At 69.1% G+C, this 16,235-nt stretch carries 17 protein-coding genes, 1 tRNA gene and 1 pseudogene; 4 read left to right on the top strand and 15 right to left on the bottom strand.

All coding sequences use genetic code 11. The features are described 5' to 3' along the window. The 3 genes and pseudogenes from H5J26_RS31045 to H5J26_RS19075 form a co-directional block, all read right to left on the bottom strand. Positions 1–267, bottom strand: a pseudogene (locus H5J26_RS31045) (hypothetical protein); the annotation flags it as partial. Beyond that, positions 183–803, bottom strand: coding sequence for a TIGR04282 family arsenosugar biosynthesis glycosyltransferase (locus H5J26_RS19080; RefSeq protein ID WP_419183822.1), 621 nt, complete (start codon positions 801–803; stop codon positions 183–185). The gene H5J26_RS19080 and the pseudogene H5J26_RS31045, both read right to left, overlap by 85 nt. A gap of 131 nt (positions 804–934) precedes the next feature. Then, positions 935–1,600, bottom strand: coding sequence for a glycosyltransferase family 2 protein (locus tag H5J26_RS19075; protein WP_181767108.1), 666 nt, complete (start codon positions 1,598–1,600; stop codon positions 935–937). 125 nt (positions 1,601–1,725) lie between these two features. Here H5J26_RS19075 and H5J26_RS19070 point away from each other — a divergent pair, with 125 nt between their 5' ends. Both H5J26_RS19070 and H5J26_RS19065 read left to right on the top strand, forming a co-directional pair. After that, positions 1,726–2,445: a response regulator transcription factor gene (locus H5J26_RS19070; RefSeq protein ID WP_181767107.1), complete on the top strand. Its 720-nt coding sequence runs from the start codon at positions 1,726–1,728 to the stop codon at positions 2,443–2,445. Then, positions 2,438–3,604 (top strand): sensor histidine kinase, encoded by a 1,167-nt coding sequence (locus H5J26_RS19065; RefSeq protein WP_181767111.1) that lies wholly within the window; start codon positions 2,438–2,440, stop codon positions 3,602–3,604. Before H5J26_RS19070 ends, H5J26_RS19065 begins: the two co-directional genes overlap by 8 nt. Before the next feature lie 82 nt (positions 3,605–3,686). On the opposite strand, the gene H5J26_RS19060 is transcribed toward H5J26_RS19065, so the two are convergent. Continuing rightward, on the bottom strand, positions 3,687–4,730 hold the full coding sequence (locus tag H5J26_RS19060) for an NAD-dependent epimerase/dehydratase family protein (protein ID WP_181767106.1): 1,044 nt from the start codon (positions 4,728–4,730) through the stop codon (positions 3,687–3,689). A gap of 109 nt (positions 4,731–4,839) precedes the next feature. On the opposite strand from H5J26_RS19060, the gene H5J26_RS32030 reads away from it, so the two are divergent. Continuing rightward, entirely contained in the window at positions 4,840–4,974 is a 135-nt protein-coding gene (locus tag H5J26_RS32030; protein WP_268933112.1) for a hypothetical protein, read from the top strand. A gap of 1 nt (position 4,975) precedes the next feature. Here H5J26_RS32030 and H5J26_RS19055 read toward each other — a convergent pair whose 3' ends face one another. After that, positions 4,976–6,076 carry a glycosyltransferase family 2 protein gene (locus H5J26_RS19055; protein ID WP_181767105.1) on the bottom strand — a complete coding sequence of 367 codons (1,101 nt, stop codon included), beginning with the start codon at positions 6,074–6,076 and terminating at the stop codon, positions 4,976–4,978. Between the two features lie 278 nt (positions 6,077–6,354). Then, positions 6,355–7,737, bottom strand: coding sequence for an NAD(P)/FAD-dependent oxidoreductase (locus H5J26_RS19050; RefSeq protein WP_181767104.1), 1,383 nt, complete (start codon positions 7,735–7,737; stop codon positions 6,355–6,357). A gap of 181 nt (positions 7,738–7,918) precedes the next feature. Between H5J26_RS19050 and H5J26_RS19045 the strand changes: the two genes are divergently transcribed. Then, positions 7,919–7,992 (top strand) — tRNA-Pro (locus H5J26_RS19045). A 70-nt stretch (positions 7,993–8,062) separates the two neighbouring features. Here H5J26_RS19045 and H5J26_RS19040 read toward each other — a convergent pair. From H5J26_RS19040 to H5J26_RS19000, 9 genes are all read right to left on the bottom strand, one after another. Further along, complete coding sequence (locus H5J26_RS19040) at positions 8,063–9,343, bottom strand: tyrosine-type recombinase/integrase (protein ID WP_181767103.1); 1,281 nt, start codon at positions 9,341–9,343, stop codon at positions 8,063–8,065. Beyond that, complete coding sequence (locus H5J26_RS19035) at positions 9,343–9,507, bottom strand: helix-turn-helix domain-containing protein (RefSeq protein ID WP_181767110.1); 165 nt, start codon at positions 9,505–9,507, stop codon at positions 9,343–9,345. Before H5J26_RS19035 ends, H5J26_RS19040 begins: the two co-directional genes overlap by 1 nt. A gap of 583 nt (positions 9,508–10,090) precedes the next feature. Then, on the bottom strand, positions 10,091–11,566 hold the full coding sequence (locus H5J26_RS19030) for an ATP-binding protein (RefSeq protein WP_181767102.1): 1,476 nt from the start codon (positions 11,564–11,566) through the stop codon (positions 10,091–10,093). Positions 11,567–11,568: 2 nt separating this feature from the next. Next, positions 11,569–12,408 carry a bifunctional DNA primase/polymerase gene (locus tag H5J26_RS19025; protein WP_181767101.1) on the bottom strand — a complete coding sequence of 280 codons (840 nt, stop codon included), beginning with the start codon at positions 12,406–12,408 and terminating at the stop codon, positions 11,569–11,571. After that, a complete protein-coding gene (locus H5J26_RS19020; protein ID WP_181767100.1) occupies positions 12,405–12,587 on the bottom strand; it encodes a hypothetical protein in 183 nt (60 codons plus the stop codon). The genes H5J26_RS19025 and H5J26_RS19020 overlap by 4 nt, the downstream gene beginning before the upstream one ends. Then, positions 12,584–13,267 (bottom strand): SAM-dependent methyltransferase, encoded by a 684-nt coding sequence (locus tag H5J26_RS19015; RefSeq protein ID WP_181767099.1) that lies wholly within the window; start codon positions 13,265–13,267, stop codon positions 12,584–12,586. Before H5J26_RS19015 ends, H5J26_RS19020 begins: the two co-directional genes overlap by 4 nt. 93 nt (positions 13,268–13,360) lie before the next feature. Further along, on the bottom strand, positions 13,361–13,633 hold the full coding sequence (locus tag H5J26_RS19010; protein ID WP_181767098.1) for a hypothetical protein: 273 nt from the start codon (positions 13,631–13,633) through the stop codon (positions 13,361–13,363). Between the two features lie 11 nt (positions 13,634–13,644). Further along, entirely contained in the window at positions 13,645–14,118 is a 474-nt protein-coding gene (locus H5J26_RS19005) for a hypothetical protein (protein WP_419183821.1), read from the bottom strand. Between the two features lie 190 nt (positions 14,119–14,308). Next, positions 14,309–16,235 (bottom strand): hypothetical protein (locus H5J26_RS19000; protein ID WP_181767097.1); only part of this gene is annotated, 1,927 nt, incomplete at its 5' end.

The raw sequence follows: 16,235 nt of genomic DNA, 5'->3' as shown, positions 1-16,235 counted from the left end.
ACTCTGGTCTTCGCCCTGGCAGGGACCAGCGCCAAGGAACAGGCGGCCGGTCCGGAGCCAGCGCTCCACCTCCAGGGGCAGGAGCCAGCCGTCCGTACGGCGCAGGAAGAGCGGCCCGCGGCCGGCCCGGAGCGCGTCGGCGTAAGGGTCCCTGTCGGCACACCAGGGCAGCGCCGGTGCGCTCACCGTGCCACCGCCCGAGCCAGGTTCGCGTGTACGGCGGCGAAGCGTCCACGGGTCTGTGCGGCGATCTGCGCGGCATCGGATGCGGTGTCCACGTCGCGAAGCACGGGCAGGTCGCGTACGGACAGGCCCGCGTCCACGAGGCGTTGCCGCTGCACGCTGCCCGTACGGTCCGTCGACATCGGCACCCCGCGCACCAGAGAGGGGTCAGGCCGGGCCATGGCGAGCGCCCAGAAGCCACCGTCCTCAGCCGGTCCGAACCACGCGTCGCAGTCGTCCCATGCATGGGTGCTCGTCACCGGCGACAGGTGGCCTGTGGTGATCTGCGGGGTGTCCATGCCGATCAGCAGGGCGGGCCCGTCGCACAGGGCGAAGGCGGCAGCGATCCGTATGTCCAGGCCGCCCTCGGCCTGCGGCACCACTTCGAAGCCGTTCGGCAGCCAGCTTCCCGGCCGTCCGGCCAGCACCAGCACGTGCCGGTGCGCAGGTACGCGCAGGACCGTGTCCAGGGTGTCCGCCAGTGCGGCTTCCGCGAGTTGAGCGGCCTCCTCGGGCCGGTAGGGCGGCGTCAGACGGGTCTTGACCCGGCCCGGGACGGGCTCCTTCGCGATCACGAGCACCGTCGTCGGAGACGATGCCGGCTCCGGCCGGGGTGCGGCGCCGGGTGCCGGCGCCGCACCCCGGGAGGCAGCGAGGCGCGGATACATGTCAGCGGTGGGCGGTCCGAGGGGACTGCCCGTGTGGCGGCCCGTCATCGAAGCACCGCCTGCATGTCACGCACCGCATGCCACGTGCCGAGCCAGGTGCCGGTCACCTTGGACTTCCCCGTACGAGGCAGGTAGTCGATCTCCGTCTCGGTGATCCGCCAGCCCGCGTCCGCTGCACGCACCACCATCTGCAGGGGGTATCCGCTGCGACGGTCGCTCAACTGGAGGTCCAGGAGCGCCGTGCGCCGTGCGGCGCGCAGCGGCCCCAGGTCATGGAGACGGACTCCGGTCCGGCGCCGGACCATGCGCGACAGCGCGTGATTGCCCAGCCGGGCGTGCACCGGCCACGCACCGCGCGCGGTGGGGCGTCGCCTCGCCAGTACAAGGTCCGCCGAGCCCGTACGAACGGGGTGGGAGACGCGAGTCAGCGCACCTGGATCGAGCGTGGCGTCGCAGTCACAGAAGGCCACGAACTCAGCCTCGGCGGCCGTCAGCCCAGCGTGACAGGCCGCTCCGAACCCTCGGCGTTCCTCGTGCACGACGGTGGCACCGTGCGCCCGGGCGATGTCGGCGGAACCGTCGCTCGAACCGTTGTCCACCACGATCGCGCGCCATCCGGCCGGAACTCGCTCCAGCACCCACGGCAGCGCTTCGGCCTCATTGAGGCAGGGGAGAACGAGGTCCCCCTGCCATGACGGGGAGTTGTTCATCTGCCTCACCCTACGAACCCAGAACGGACATAAGGGACCGACGCACCTTACAGAACACTGACATCCGGCCGCTGGCCCGGCCTCGGCAGGGCCCCGCCACCTGGTCCGGTGCAAGACTCCTCCGTATGCGAACGCAGCAGTCGCCACCGCCCCGCAGAGTCCTGGTCGTGGACGACGACCCGACGGTGACGGAAGTCGTGGCCGGTTATCTCGACCGGTCCGGCTTCGTGGTCGACCGCGCCGCCGACGGCGTCGACGCACTCGCCCGTGCTCACGCGGCACCACCCGATCTCGTGGTGCTCGATCTGATGCTTCCCGGCCTCGACGGCCTCCAGGTGTGCAGGAAGCTGCGCGAGGAGAGGCCCGTACCGGTGGTGATGCTGACGGCCCGCGGCGACGAGGAGGATCGCATCCTCGGCCTCGAGGTCGGAGCCGACGACTACGTGACGAAGCCCTTCAGCCCCCGCGAACTCGTCCTGCGCGTCGAGTCGGTGCTGCGCCGGGCGGGAGCGCCGCCTCCGGGTGGCCCCCTGCTCAGCGGCGGGGGCATCACGCTCGACCCCGACGCCCGTACCGTCTTCGACGCCCGCGGCCCCCTCGCCCTCACGCTGCGCGAATTCGACCTGCTGGCGCACTTCCTGCGGCATCCGGGGCGGGCCTTCGGGCGCGAGGAGCTGATGACGGACGTGTGGGGCTGGGACTTCGGCGACCTGTCGACGGTGACCGTTCATGTGCGACGGCTCCGGCACAAGGTCGAGACCGATCCGGCGCATCCCCGTCTGATCATGACGGTGTGGGGAGTCGGCTACCGCTTCGACGACAGTGGTGGGGGTCGTGATGCGTGATCTGCTGTTCATCGCGCTCTACGCGGCACTGGGCGCGGCCGCCGTCGGGCTGGCCGGACTGATCGCACTGCGGGCTCTGAGACGCCGTTCCGTCGCCGTCTCGCTGGCGGTGCTGACCGCCGTCGCGGTCGGTTCGATGCTCGCGGGGACGCTGTCGGTCGCCTGGGCGATGCTGCTGAACAAGCACGACTTGGGCGTGGTCACCACCGTGTGCGCGATGGCCGCCGTCACCGCAACCGTGACCGCACTTCTGCTCGCCCGCTGGGTGATCGGCGGGCATCGCGCGTTGGAGCAGGCGGCGCGGGCACTGGGAGACGCGGGCGACGCAGCTGCGGTGGACACCGAGTTCGGTGACGCACCGCCCGGTGTCCGAAGCGTCGGCTACGTCGAACCGGCGACGCCCATGCCCGCCGAACTGGCCTCCCTCTCCCGTCAATTGGCCGATTCCAGCGCCAGACTCGTCGCCTCACGAGAGCGTGAGCGGGCCCTCGAGGCGTCGCGGCGTGAGCTCGTGGCCTGGATCTCGCACGACCTGCGTTCGCCGCTGGCAGGGCTGCGAGCGATGGCCGAGGCGCTGGAGGACGGCATAGCGCTGGACCCGGCGCGCTATCACCGTCAGATACGCGGCGAAGTGGAGCGGCTGTCCGGAATGGTCGGCGACCTCTTCGAACTCTCCCGCATCCAGGCGGGTTCGCTGACCCTCGCACCCACCCGGATGTCGGTCTACGACCTTGTCAGCGACGCCATCGCGGGAGCGGACGCCCTGGCCACCGAGAGGGGCGTGCTGCTGGCCGACGACGGCGTGGAGCAGGTCCCGGTGGAGGTGGACGGCAAGGAGATGACTCGCGTACTAGCGAACCTTCTGGTCAACGCCATCCATCGCACGCCGGCCGACGGCACCGTCGCCGTCGGGGCCCGGCAGGTGGCCGACGGAGTGGTGCTGAGCGTCACCGACGGCTGCGGCGGCATACCGGCGGACGACCTGCCGCGGGTCTTCGACACCGGCTGGCGGGGCACCAACGCCCGTACACCGCCGGGTGGTGCCGGGCTGGGGCTGGCGATCGTGCGGGGGATCGTCGAGGCCCACCGGGGGCGGGCGGCAGTGCGCAATGTGCCGGGAGGCTGCCGGTTCGAGGTCACACTTCCCGGGGCGCACTGACCGGCAGCGAGTGGCGCGGGCCGTGCCCCGGACTCGGGGCTGGGGCACGGCCTTTGCGCTTGGATCTCTGCCGGCGCGTCGTTCAGCGCGTCGCCATCTCCGCCGTCCCCGCGCCCGGGGCGAGTTGGTCGTTCGCGAACCGCGCCATGCCGTCGGCGAACCCGACGCGGGCGCGCCATCCGAGCTCCCGGTGGAAGCGCTCGGAGGAAGCGGTGATGTGGCGTACATCCCCCAGGCGGTACTCCCCCGTCACGACCGGCTTGGGTCCACCGAAGGCCTCGGCCAGTTCATGCGCCATCTCCCCGACGGTGTGCGGCACTCCGCTGCCGGTGTTGTAGGCCCGCAGTTCGCCCTCGGGACGGTCTGCCAGAGCGTCCAGCGCGACCAGGTTCGCCCTCGCCACGTCGTCGACGTGGATGAAGTCCCGCCGCTGTGCCCCGTCCTCGAAGACACGAGGTGACAGGCCTCGCTCGAGCGAGGAACGGAAGAAGGAGGCCACACCCGCGTAGGGGGTGTCACGCGGCATCCCGTCGCCGTAGACGTTGTGATAGCGCAAGCTGATGACTCGGCCACCGGTGGCACGCGCCCAGGAGGCCGCCAGGTGCTCCTGCGCCAGTTTCGTCGTGGCGTAGACGTTCCGAGGGTCGACGGGGGCGTCCTCCCCGACGAGCTCGGAGTCCAGCGCTGCGCCGCAGAGCGGACAGGGCGGTTCGAAGCGGAAGTTGTCCAGGTCCGGCACGGACCGGGGACCGGGCCGCACCACCCCGTGCACCCGACAGCTGTACCGGCCCTCTCCGTACACCACCATCGACCCGGCCAGGGCCAGCTTGTCCACTCCTGCCGCGGCCATCTGCTCGAGCAGCACGGCAGTGCCGAGGTCGTTGTTGGCGACGTAGGCGGAGGCATCCTCGAAGCCCTTGCCCAGACCGACCATCGCCGCCTGGTGACAGACGGCATCGACCCCGTCAAGGGCCCTTCCGACCGTCTCGGCATCCCGGACGTCGCCTCTGAATCCCCCCTCTCCCGCTGCCGTGTCGAGGACGACGGGCTCATGCCCGGCCGCCTCCAGCACGGAGACGATGTGAGAGCCGATGAATCCCGCCCCGCCTGTGACCAGTACACGCATGACGCCACGCTACGACTGGATTCGTCGCGAACCTCCTGCCGAAGCCCGTGTGTCAGCGATCCGTAAGGTCTCGCCAGACCAACCCCGGCAGCCATCACCGCATTGAGCGATGAACGCTTTCCGGAAGCGGGCCACCGTGGGCATCATCGGCGAGCGGCCAGAGCCGGACTGCCGCTCGCACCACTCCCGCACCTCCGTCTCTCGCACCGCCGAGCGGGACCGCCCCTCCACCGAACTCGCCTGAACTAGGCGGGACTTGCCCTCGTCGACAGGCCGGGCGAGGGAGCCGTCGGCCCTCTCCCCTTCTCATAGACGGTCAGCCCCTTGGAGAGCCGGAGCGGCACGAGAACGAGCTCCACGACGACAGCTTTCCACGCGTACCAGAGGTTCACCAGCTTGGCCGGATAGACGCAGGGGATGTTGAACAGCACGCCCCTCAGCGAGAGTCTGCGCCTGCGTGCTGCGTACACCAGTGGCGGCAACGTGAAGAGGAGCTCCGCGCTGAGCCACCACGACACCGTGGGCAGGACAGGACGGTCCAAGGCGAGCGTGAGGACGAACGGCGCACTCCACCACAGCGGCGCGGTGAGAATCTCCAGCAGAGCCAGCAGCACCCACACGGCGAGCATCGGCTTCCGCACGATCAACTGCCCTGTGTGAATGCGGACGTTCTGACAGAAGCCCGCCATCCAACGCCACACCTGCTTTCGCAGATAGAGCAACGTCTCCGGATCCGCAGCCCAAGCGACCGCATCACTGACGTAGCGCGCCCGCCGCCCGGCGATCTGCTGTGACCAGGTGAAGTCCATGTCCTCCACGATCGTCCGCTCTGGGAAGCCACCGAAGTCCGCCAGCACCCTTCTGCGGAAGACCGAACAGCAACCGGAGCACACCATCGGGCTGTCGGCACGCTGCTGGATGGGCCTGTGCCAGTGGAATCCGAAGAGGTACTCCACCGAACGGCCGCGTTCCCACACCGTCCGGGCGAAGCGCGTCTGGACGTTCCCCGCCGCAACGACCACCTCAGGATCGTCGAACGCGGGAGTGATCCGCTCGATGTAGTCCCGCGCCAGGACGGTGTCGGCGTCGACCGCCAGCACCAGTTCGCTGGTGCAGTGAGGCAACGCGTAGTTCTGAGCCCGGGCTTTGCTGCCCAGGTTCCGAGGCGGACGCAGCACTTCGACGCCGTACCGGCGGGCCACCTCGCCCGTCCGGTCACGGGAGGCGTCATCGACGACGATGACCCGTTCCGCCGGAATCGTCTGCCCGAGAACCGATTCGAGTGTGGCGGGCAGCCCCGCTTCCTCGTCGTGTGCCGGAATGATCACCGTGACGCCGCTGCGCATGCGCCCACCCCCCGCTTCGCACCCGCACCGGTCTCATGGCCCTGCCGGCGTCGCCGAAGGCGCCGTGCCCCCTCACGCGCTATGACGACGGCCCCCACCGCGCCGTACACCAGCACGCTGATCCCGATCATCGGCAGTCCCCCGTGCATGCTCGGCCTCCTTCTTCGACACCCCCGACGGCTCTCGTCGGGCGTGATGAAGAAGGTAGACCGACATCGTCACAGTGTGTAGCCGCCCACTACTTTCTGTGGATGGAGCAGAGGCTGTGAGTAACCCGGTCACTCTTCAGTGGGCTTCTTGGTTCCGCCGGCCTCGGCCGGGTCAGAAGGTTTCGAGGAGCGCACCGGCACGGGATGCGCCGTCTCCGGCGACGCCGACTCCAGCGGCACCGACCAGGACCGCACGAGCCCCAACTGCACGGCCTGCCTCGGCAGCACCGCGTCGAGCAGCCAGTCGGCGGCGACCCGCACGCGGTTCCCAGGCAGCGCGGCCAAGTGATAAGCGCGCATCACCGCGTTGGCCACCGGGCCGGACAGCGGAATCCGCAGCGGGTTGGCCGCGGCCTGCAGACCGCCCAGGTCGACGGTGAAGCCCAAGTCATGGTGCTTGTACGGCCGTCGCTGACCGTATCCGTACGAGGCGGCGACGTTGCGCGCGACTGCCTTCCCCTGCCGCACCGCGTGCTGTCCGGTCATGGGCGTGTATTCGCCGGGCCGCGTCAGATCCGGAACCGCTGCGGCGTCGCCGCACGCGAAGACTTCCGGATGATCCGGCACCTGCAGGTACTCGTCGACCACCAACCGGCCCTTCTCGGAAGGCAGTCCGATATCTTCCACCAGCGGGTCGGGCCGCACACCCACACACCAGATCAAGGACTCCGTACGGATGAAGTCCCCGTCGTCCAGGAGTACACCGTCCTTGGTGGCCTCCTTCACCGATGTCCCCGTGCGCACTTCCACACCACGCCCGGTCAGCACGCGGTGGGCGGTCTTGGACAGCCGCTCGTCAAGCTCCGGGAGCACACGCGGAGCGATGTCCAGCAGCATCCATCGCGGCACCCTGTCACCGCGCAGACCGGTGCCCGCGCGGCGGTGCTGCTTGGCGAGCGCATCGGTGAACAGCTTTCCGTGCGCCGCGACTTCAGTCCCGGTGTAGCCCGCGCCGACCACCACGAAGGTGCAGCGCGCGTCGCTCTCGGCTTCATCGTCGGTCGCAGCGGCCATCTCGATCTGCCGGGCCATGTGATCCCGGAGGTAGAGCGCCTCCGGCATGCCACGGAAGCCGTGCGCGTGCTCGGCGACACCCGGAATGGGCAGCAGCTTGTTCACGCTGCCCACGGTCAGTACGAGACGGTCGTAACGCAGCTCCCCTGATCCGCCCTCAGGGTCGACGTACGTGATCTTCCTCGACTCCAGGTCGACGCCGTCGACTTCGCCGAGCACCAACCGCACCCCGCGCAGCGTCCCTGCCAGCGATACGGAGACGCGCCTCGGCTCCAGGACACCGGCGGACACCTCGGGCAGCAGCGGCAGATACAGAAAGTAGTCGTTCGGATTCACCAGGACGATCTCCGCTGCGCCGCGGAACCTACGGGAGAGCGTCCGAGCCGCCTGATATCCGGCGAATCCCGCTCCGACGATGACAATGCGCGACCGGCTCACGGTCAGGGCTCCAGACCTCGGGACCTTCGTGGGCCCTGCTCGCAGTTCCCACGGCCCCGGGGCCCAAACCCAGGCCACCCGCCTCGCACAGCCCCGAGAAGGGGTGCGCGAGCACCACCAGGCGTCATGTATTGTTCCTTGTGCGCGAACGGCAAGGGCAGAGGCCCACGCCGACGGGCACCGGGACGTGGCGCAGTTTGGTAGCGCACTTGACTGGGGGTCAAGGGGTCGTGGGTTCAAATCCCGCCGTCCCGACACTGGTCAAAAGCCCTCTGCGTACATCGCAGAGGGCTTTTGACATCAGCCGGTGACATCAACGTCACGCTCAGACGGTCGGCAGAGCACCCGCGGCGCCGTCGCCGCCCTCCTCCCCATCTGATCCGAGAGCGTCGTCCATCCGCTCAGCGGCGGCCCTGAGGGTCGAGTCCATCACGTGCGCGTACGTGTCAAGCGTCATCGAGATGGTGCTGTGCCCGAGCGTCTCCATGATGGTCCGGGCGTCGACTCCCTGCTCAAGCAACAGGGACGCGCATGTGTGCCGGAGGTCGTGCACCCGCACTCTGCGTACGTTCGCGCTCCGGCACAGGACCGTGAGCATCCGGTTCAGGCTCCGGGGATCTGTTGGCCGGCCGGTAGGTGTCGTGAAGGCCAGTCCCGCCGGCTGGTGCTTCAGAGGATCCCATCGGTCTCCCGCCGCAGCTCGCTCTTCGCGCTGTGCTGCCTTGTGCGCTCGCAGCTCCCGCACACACCTTTCGGGCAGAGAGATTGTGCGCAGCGAGCGGGCCGTCTTAGGCGTGCCGAACACGAGCTCTTGCTTGATGCGTTGCAGGTTCCGTCGCACCCGGAATTGCTTTCTCTCGAAGTCGATGTCATCCCAGGTCAGTGCGAGAACTTCGCCTCGGCGCAGGCCCGTCGAAACAAGCAGAAGCCACAAAGCGAAGAGGCGGTGTGGATGTGCGGCTTTCAGCAGCAACCTGGCTTCGCTGCGATCGAGCGGTTGCACTTCCCGTCGGGTGACCGTGGGCGTATCCACGATTCGGGCGACGTTGCGCGCGATCAGCTCCTCACGGACTGCCTGCTGAAGCGCTGAGCGAAGCACCGAGTGCACGTACTGGACGGTCCGTTCGGAAGGACGCCGCCGGCAGCACTTGCTCTTCGCGCAACAGACCCGCTCGTCATTGGATCGCGCAGCGTCGAGCCCACGGAGACAGCAGAGGCAGTCGTTCTTGAACTGAGCGAGAAAGAGCCGGACGTCTGCCGGGCTCAGTCGGTTGAGCCTCTTCCGGCCGAGAGTTGGTGCGATGTAGAGCCGGGCCATGATCTCGTAGCTCGTAAAGGTCGAGGGCTTGAGGCGCACTGAGGCGACGGCCACGAGCCAATAGGTGAGGTAGTCCGCGAGCGGCATCGCGGAGGTGGCAGCTGGAATCCTCAGCCGGGTTTTCTCCTGAATTTCAGTGAGCTTGTCCGCTACCTCGTCGCGGCTCTTTCCGTAGACGAACTTGCGGACTCGAGTGCCGTCTGGGCGGTAGACGTAGGCGGCGGCTTGGTATCGGCCGTCCTTGCGTTTGGTGATGGTGCCTTCGCCGTTGGCGCGCTTCTTGGCCATCAGGCTGCCTCCTGCATGTTCTCGCTCATGACTCGGGTGATCTCGTCGGCTGGGATTCGGCGGGCGCGGCCAACGGTGAAGCTGCGGAGCTGGCCCGAACGGAGCAGGTCGTAGACCTTGCTGCGGCTGAGTTTCAGCGCCGTCATGACTTCGGGGACAGTCATTGCTTGCGGGGGCGGATTCGGGACGAGGTGCACGGACTTACTCCTTGCCGGGCCTGTCGGGTGTGGGCGCAGAAGAGGCGAGACGCTGTGCGCGTCCCGCCCTCTGGGTGGAGTTGGGTTCACATTCCTGTGGGTCGCGGCTCAGGCCGCCTGGGTTGTGGTCAGTCGCGCCTGTCCGAGGTGCGGATTTCTGCGTCATTGCGTCATCAGCGTCATTCCGGCTTCTGACCTGCAGTTTTGCGTGACGAGTCGTTTGGGGGTGCGTCATTGGCGCGTCGTGGGCTGCGTCATCGGGTGACGCAGATGACGCAGGATGACGCAGGCGCTGCCGTCTGCGTCATGCCTCTAGTCGCAGGTCAGGGGCCGTTTCTCGGCTTGCATGACGCAGATGACGCAGCGTCTCTCCTCTTAGGACGAAAGAGAGGGGTGGTGTCTGTTGTCGTGCGGTGCCGCTTCAGACGTGAAGAGGGAGCCGCTTCGCGGCGCGACCACCGGGCGGCTTCGCCGAACAGCAAGAGGAGCACCCCCGGCGTAGCGCGGACTGGTGCTCTTCTTGCTTGTACCGGCGCCCGTGTGGTGCGGGTCAGAACATCCGTTTCTGCTCGTGGGGTGGTGGGGCTTCCATGCGGGTCATTTCGAGGTAGCGGCCTTCGCTGGTGCGGCCGGAGTCGATGAGCACGCCGCGGGCGGCAAGCGTCGGCTGTAGGCGCTTGAGCCGGTCGGAGAGGACCTTGCCCGTGGTCGGCCAGCCTCTGGGCAGCGGACGCAGTCCGTCGCCGCTGTAGAGACTGCCGAGGAGGTGCAGCCACTCGGTAGAGGTCATCCGCTGCCCTGATCCGGCCTTGATGTTCTCGGCGTGCCTGAGGACGGTCTGCGCGAGCAAATCGCCTTCGATCACGTCGTCGTTGAGGTCATCCAGGCTGGCCCGGTATGCACGCAGGGCACCGAGGCCGGTTGCGGCGTCGAGCTGCGCGCACAGGTGCGCGAAGTCCGCCATGCGCAGATCTGTGGGTGTCTCCGCCTCGGCCGCGCGGACCTTGACCGTGAGATCCAGGAGAGAGCCGAGGACGGCGGGCAGCACCTCCGCATACTCGGCCCACAGCTCCGCTTCGGTGCGTCGCACCTTGGGGCGTTCCAGACGCAGCGGCAGGAGGCGTTCTGCGAGGTCGGGGCGGATGACGCCCACGTCGATGCCGGTCAGCAGCATCGGGCGTCGGTAGCCGACGCGGAAGACGTCCCCGTCGGTCCACAGGGCGCGTTTGACGTTCTCGGCGCCGGTGACGATGCAGCACATCGCGTCGGACAGGTCCGGGGTCATGTGGGAGAGGTTGTCCAGCGCGGTGACCCAACCCGCCGCCACTGCCGCGATCAGGTTCTCCTCATCCTTCGGCGCGCGGCGCAGGTCGCCGCTCATGCCCTCGATGATCCGGATGAGCATGCGCCCGCCGCAGGACTTGCCCGCACCTTGTGGGCCGGTGAGGAAGGGTGCGGGGACGGGCGCGGACGGTCCGAGGCAGCCGATCAGCCAGGCCACAGCGAGGCATTCGGTCTCCGAGTTGGCGAAGTTGCACAGCCGCAGCAGCTGATCGAGGCCCTTCCCGTCGGTGTCCTTCGTCGGCAGGGGCAGTTCCCCGGTCAGCTGGGTGCGCCGCCAGCACACCTCGCGCGGGTCGGGAACGGTGATTTCCCAGCCGGTGGGGTGGATGCGGACGGACTGCCCGTCGTCGCGGCCCAGGTCCAGCCACGTCGCGCCGTCGAAACCGGGAGCCACGCGGATGTTCACGGACTGCACGTCCTCGCTCAGCGCGAGAGCTTCGATCAGATCGAGCGCTTCCTTGAGGGCGGTGCCGTTGAACACGCCGCGCCCGTCGCGGAAGAGGCCGACCATGAGTTCCTGCCGGTGGCTGCCCGTGGTGCCCTGCGAGCGGATCGGGCGGGCCACCGGGTGGCCGTTCTTCTGCGCGTATACGGTCCCGTCGCCGGTACGGAAGTACCGGAAGTGCGCCTGGGCGTAGTCGGTGATGACCTCGCGGGCTGGCGTCTTCTCGTCGTCGGACATGGCTAGATTCCCAACTTGGTGCGGGCGTTGGTCCACGCGTCGGTGCAGTGCCGCTCGGATTCGCCCTTGGCCCCGGCGGCGGCGAACAGCCGCGCGACGTGGCTTTCGGTGAGGCAGCCGCAACGGCCATGGGCGGAGAGCACGGCCAGGAAGGTCCGATAGACCGCCGTGTGGATCGCGCTGGACGCTTCGGTGATGCGCCCCTCGGCCATGGCAATGCCACGCTCGAGATACGCGGGCGTGCGGTGGGGGCACTCCCCACCACCGGCCAGCACAGGCACGGCGACGGCCAGGGAAGACGGCCGGACCGCAGCAGGCGTCTTCACGACCAGCGCGCGCACGCTCGCGGGCAGGTCCGTCATGGTGCCGGTGCCGGGACCGAGCCAGCGGGCGTAGGACATCGAGGACTTGATGTCCACACCGGGACGGACGCCGTTCGAGGACTGCATCGCCCCCAGGTAGATCCAGTGCTCCCCCCGTGTGGTGGCCACCGTTCTGGTGGCCGGCAGAGCCTCACGAGCCCATGCAATGGCGTCTGTGTCGTCCAGGTCCACGACCGTCAGCCCGACACCGCCCGGGTGGTAGGCAACCGCTGTGGCCTGCGCCCAAGCCCCCGCCCAGGGGCGGGAGTTGAGCACAGCGAGGTCGGTGGTGGCCGCGGCCCAGGCGTGGCACGGCGCCGGACAGCGGCAGGGCCCTGCCCGGAGCATGTTGGGCCGGTCCCCGCACTTGGACTTGGCACAGGCAGAGCAGTTGCCCACCGGCAGCTTCCGCGCTCGCAGCGGCAGCACCGGCAGGCCCGAGGCAGCCAGGTGCAGTGCTGTATCGAGGATGCTGGTCACCGATGGCCCTCCTTCCAGCAGTCGGGGCAGATGTCCCTGCCTTCGCGAGTGCGGTGCCATCCGCGGTTGCGGGCGCGCCACCGGAGGTTCTCGGCGGTGTCGCCGGGCATGTCGGCTTCTCCGACCCAGTCGCCGCAGAGTTCGTCGCACCAGAGACGGCGGTATGTCTTGACGGTCATGCGGCCACCTCCATCCGGGAGGTGAGGAAGGCGGAGCCGATGAACTGGCTGTAGGCGGGCGGGATGCATTCGCGGATGCCGTCGCGGTTCATCCACTCCACGCCCATGACCTCGCGGGCGAGGGGGACGCCGGAGAAGTTCCCGACGAACTGGCCGTAGTGCCCCGGCGGGACGGGGCGGCCCATCTTCGCCTGAGGCGCCAAGTGCCGGGGATGCGCGGGCGGCGTGAGAGCGAAGCCGCCTCCGGTCTCGAAGTAGCGGTGCCGGTACGTACGGAGCCCGAACATCGCGCCGCACAGCATCACCGGATTCCGCAGCTTCGGCAGGGCGCCGCGTACGTTCTCGATCACCCACGGACGCCCCGTCGCTTCCAGGGCCTCACGCGTGGGCCCGATGAGGTCGGGGTGGGTGTTGCCCTGGATGCGCTGGCAGTCGCTGTCGAGCTGGCACGGGCAGGAAGCGTGGATGAAGTCGAACTCCGCGCCGTGCTCACGGATGAACTCCACCGCGTCGCCCTGGACGAACGTGAACGGATAGCGCGGCTGCGGGTCCTTGTCGAGGCCGGTCACCTCGAACCCGGCGGCGTCGTAGCCCCAGGCGCCCCCGCCCTGGCAGCAATACGTATCCAGCAGCCGCAAACGACGGCGCAGTGCTCGCCTGATGTCGGTGGGTTGGGTCATGCTGGAGACCTCCTTGGTCTCATAGCAGGGATGAGGAGAGCCGGAGGCGACCGCGTGTTCTTGGCGGAATGAGGCGGTCGCCCCCGGGCGTGCTCAGAAGGGCGGTTCGCTGCTGTAGCCGCCCCGCGGCTTGCGGCGCAGCAGGCGCAGGAGCGTCCAGGGCAGGGGCAGTACAGTCCAGCCGCGGCGGTGATCCCAGCAGGGGCAGGGCTCCCAGTCGCTTCCGTCGTATTCGCCGGTCTCGGGGTGGCCGTACTCGCGCTCGTGGCCACCGTTGCCGTGGCAGGCCCAGCAGTTCGGCCGCGGGGTGTCGGTGAGGATCAGCCCAGGGCGGCAAGGGCTGTACTGGATGCGCAGTCGAGACACGCGTGTGCTCCTTACTGGTTGATGGTTCCGTTGGCGCGGCCGAAGAGGCCGGTGGCGGTGACGTGTTGAGTGATGCGGGCGGGCGCCGGGCGGCGGCAGCGTTTGATGAGTGCGGCGGCGGCTGTGCCGCCGGCGGCGATGAGGGCGACGGCGGCCCAGAGGGCGTCGGTCATGGCGATCAGTCCCGGTGCGGCGTAGGAGAGGCCGACACCGGCGACCGCAACACCGGTACCGACCGTCGGAGCCAGCAGCGCGGTGGTCTTCGCCCACCGCGGGATCGGCTGCGCGACCGACTGAACGGGCGGGGCCTGTGCCGCGGGTTGGGTGTAGGCGAGCGTGCTGTATCCGCCGGGCAGGGTGACCATCTGGACCCCGGCTGGCAGTTCCTCCGGCAGCATCCGTGAACGCCCGGCGGGGGGTTGGTAGGCCAGCGGATCGGCCCGCCGGGTCATGGTGGTGATCTCGTATGTGGTGTCGGCGTGCACAAGTTGCTCCCATCACGAGCGACGGGCAGCACCCCGATTCGCGGGGGTGCTGCCCGTCGTCTGGCTTGTCGTGCGGCTTGTCGCTTGTCTTGTCTTGTCGCTTGTCGCTTTCCAGGTCAAAGCCCGTTTCCGGCTCTCTGAGAGCCGCACAGGGGCCTTCTCGGAGCGGTGGGCGACAAGCGACAAGTACTCAGTCCTGACCGCCACTTCGGGGTGTGTGGCGGTGGTGGACGTAGCGGGCTTTGGTGCCGGTGCCGACCCGTACGGCGGTGCCGTCGTCGGTCCAGGACTTGAGCCAGCCGACGACGGTCTGCCGGGTGGTGCCGTACTGATCCGCGAGCCCGCGGGCGATCGCGGAGGCACCGCTGCCGTCCGGTCCGGCGGCCAGCAGCAGCGCGAGGGCTGCGTCGCGGGCGGGGTTGTCCCCGTTGGCGGACAGGTTCAACCCACCACCGGACGAGGCCGCCTGATCCGGCATCGATTCATCGCCGGGTGCGGTGCCGAACTGGGCGTCGATCTCCTCGCGGAACTTCACGGTCAGCTCGTCCCACTCGCGGCGGGCATTGTCGTCCGGCCCGCCGGTGGGCGGCTGCTGTTCGCGAAGCGCGGCCAGGTTCAGCCCTCCACCGTCGCCCGACGCCTCCCGCCCGACAGAGGCCGGGCCGAAACCGCCGTCGCGCATCCATGCGGTGCGCTCGGCATCCCAACGTCGGGCGTAGTCGTCCCCGGCGGCGCGTGCCGACTTGGCGTCGAGCTTGGGGTGCCGGTCGCTGGTGGCGGCGGTGATGTCGCGGATCTGGTTGGGCAGGATCCGCCAGGCCTTGAACAGCGCCGCCGGGGATTCGGGAGTGCCCATGAACCCGGCGCCCTTGTAGGGGGCTTGGTCGACCTTGAGGCCCCGGGTGCCGGGGAACATCTTGGACAGGTCCATGCCCTCGGTCTCCCCGCCCGTGAGGGCGACGCGGACCTTGCCCTCACGGCGGATCATCAGGTTGCCCAGCACCGACCCGGTGGCTCCCAGGGCGGTGAGGACGGTGCGGACGCCCATGGCGCGGGCGATGCGAATGACCTCCAGGATCTTCTCCCCGAGCTTGCGGGTGGCCCGGTCATTGCTGACCAGGATCTCCGCACCCTCGTCGATGACCAGCTCAATCTGCGGGATCCTCGAACTGACCGGCAGTAGATCCGTGTTGGCCTTGCTGAGCAGGCCCTGGTAGGCGCGCTTGCGCTCCTTTGCCACGGCGATCGCAGCGTCGAGCATGCGCACCGCTTCCTCGTGGGTGGAGGCGAGCCAGTCCACGCCCGGCCGCATCCCGTCCACGAACGAACCATCGTCGTTCAGCGCCGGATTGACCCAGGGCAGGCCGGCGGATCCGGCGTTGAGGTCGATGACCCAGGTCAGCACGTCCGTAGCGCGGGCGAACCCGGCCAGGATCGTGTGGACCATGTTCGTCTTCCCCGACCCCGTCGGACCGACCACCAGGGCGCACTGCTCCCGCAGGTAGGCCAGCACTTCCTCGCCGTTCGTGCGCAGCCCCCACGGCAGGCCTGACATCAGGCTCAGGGGGCTGTAGTCGGTGGGGTAAGTGCGCTCCTCGACCAGCACATTCACGGTGGTCACATCCACGAGGACGCGGCCCTGGTGAATGCCCGGCGAAGCCGAGGCGGTGCAGCCGTGCGGCAGCTTGGCGTCGCCCGAGAGCCGTGCGGACTCTCGTGCGATCTTGTCGTAGGTGACGCCTCCTGTGGGGAGTTCGGCGTCGAGGGTGAAGCCGGTGCCGGTGGGCCACATCTCCACCGCCACCACCCGCACCGTCACGCCGCATACGCGCTGGATGCGCTCCACCCACTCCGCGGCGATGGCGCGTCGTTCGGCGGACAGTTCGCGGGCGACCTGCCGCTCGGCGGCGGCCAGGGCCTCCAGCTCCCGGGCCTCCTCGTGCAGCAGCGTCGCCCGTGCCGACGCCCCGATCCCCACGCCCAACGTGGCGAGGGAGCCGAGGGCGGTCCAGGACAGCGGGCCGGTGGTCATCGCCCACGTCGTCCACCCGGCCCCGAGGAGCCAGGATGCGGCGCGCATGCCCACGGTGCGGGCGGAGAGCTTGTCGCGGAGGGTG

It is taken from the genome of Streptomyces albidus (ex Kaewkla and Franco 2022), from assembly GCF_013870515.1.
In the GTDB taxonomy this organism is placed as follows: domain Bacteria; phylum Actinomycetota; class Actinomycetes; order Streptomycetales; family Streptomycetaceae; genus Streptomyces; species Streptomyces albidus.
The sequence above is the reverse complement of the archived record's forward strand: the minus strand, read 5'-3'. Positions and strand labels throughout refer to the sequence as shown.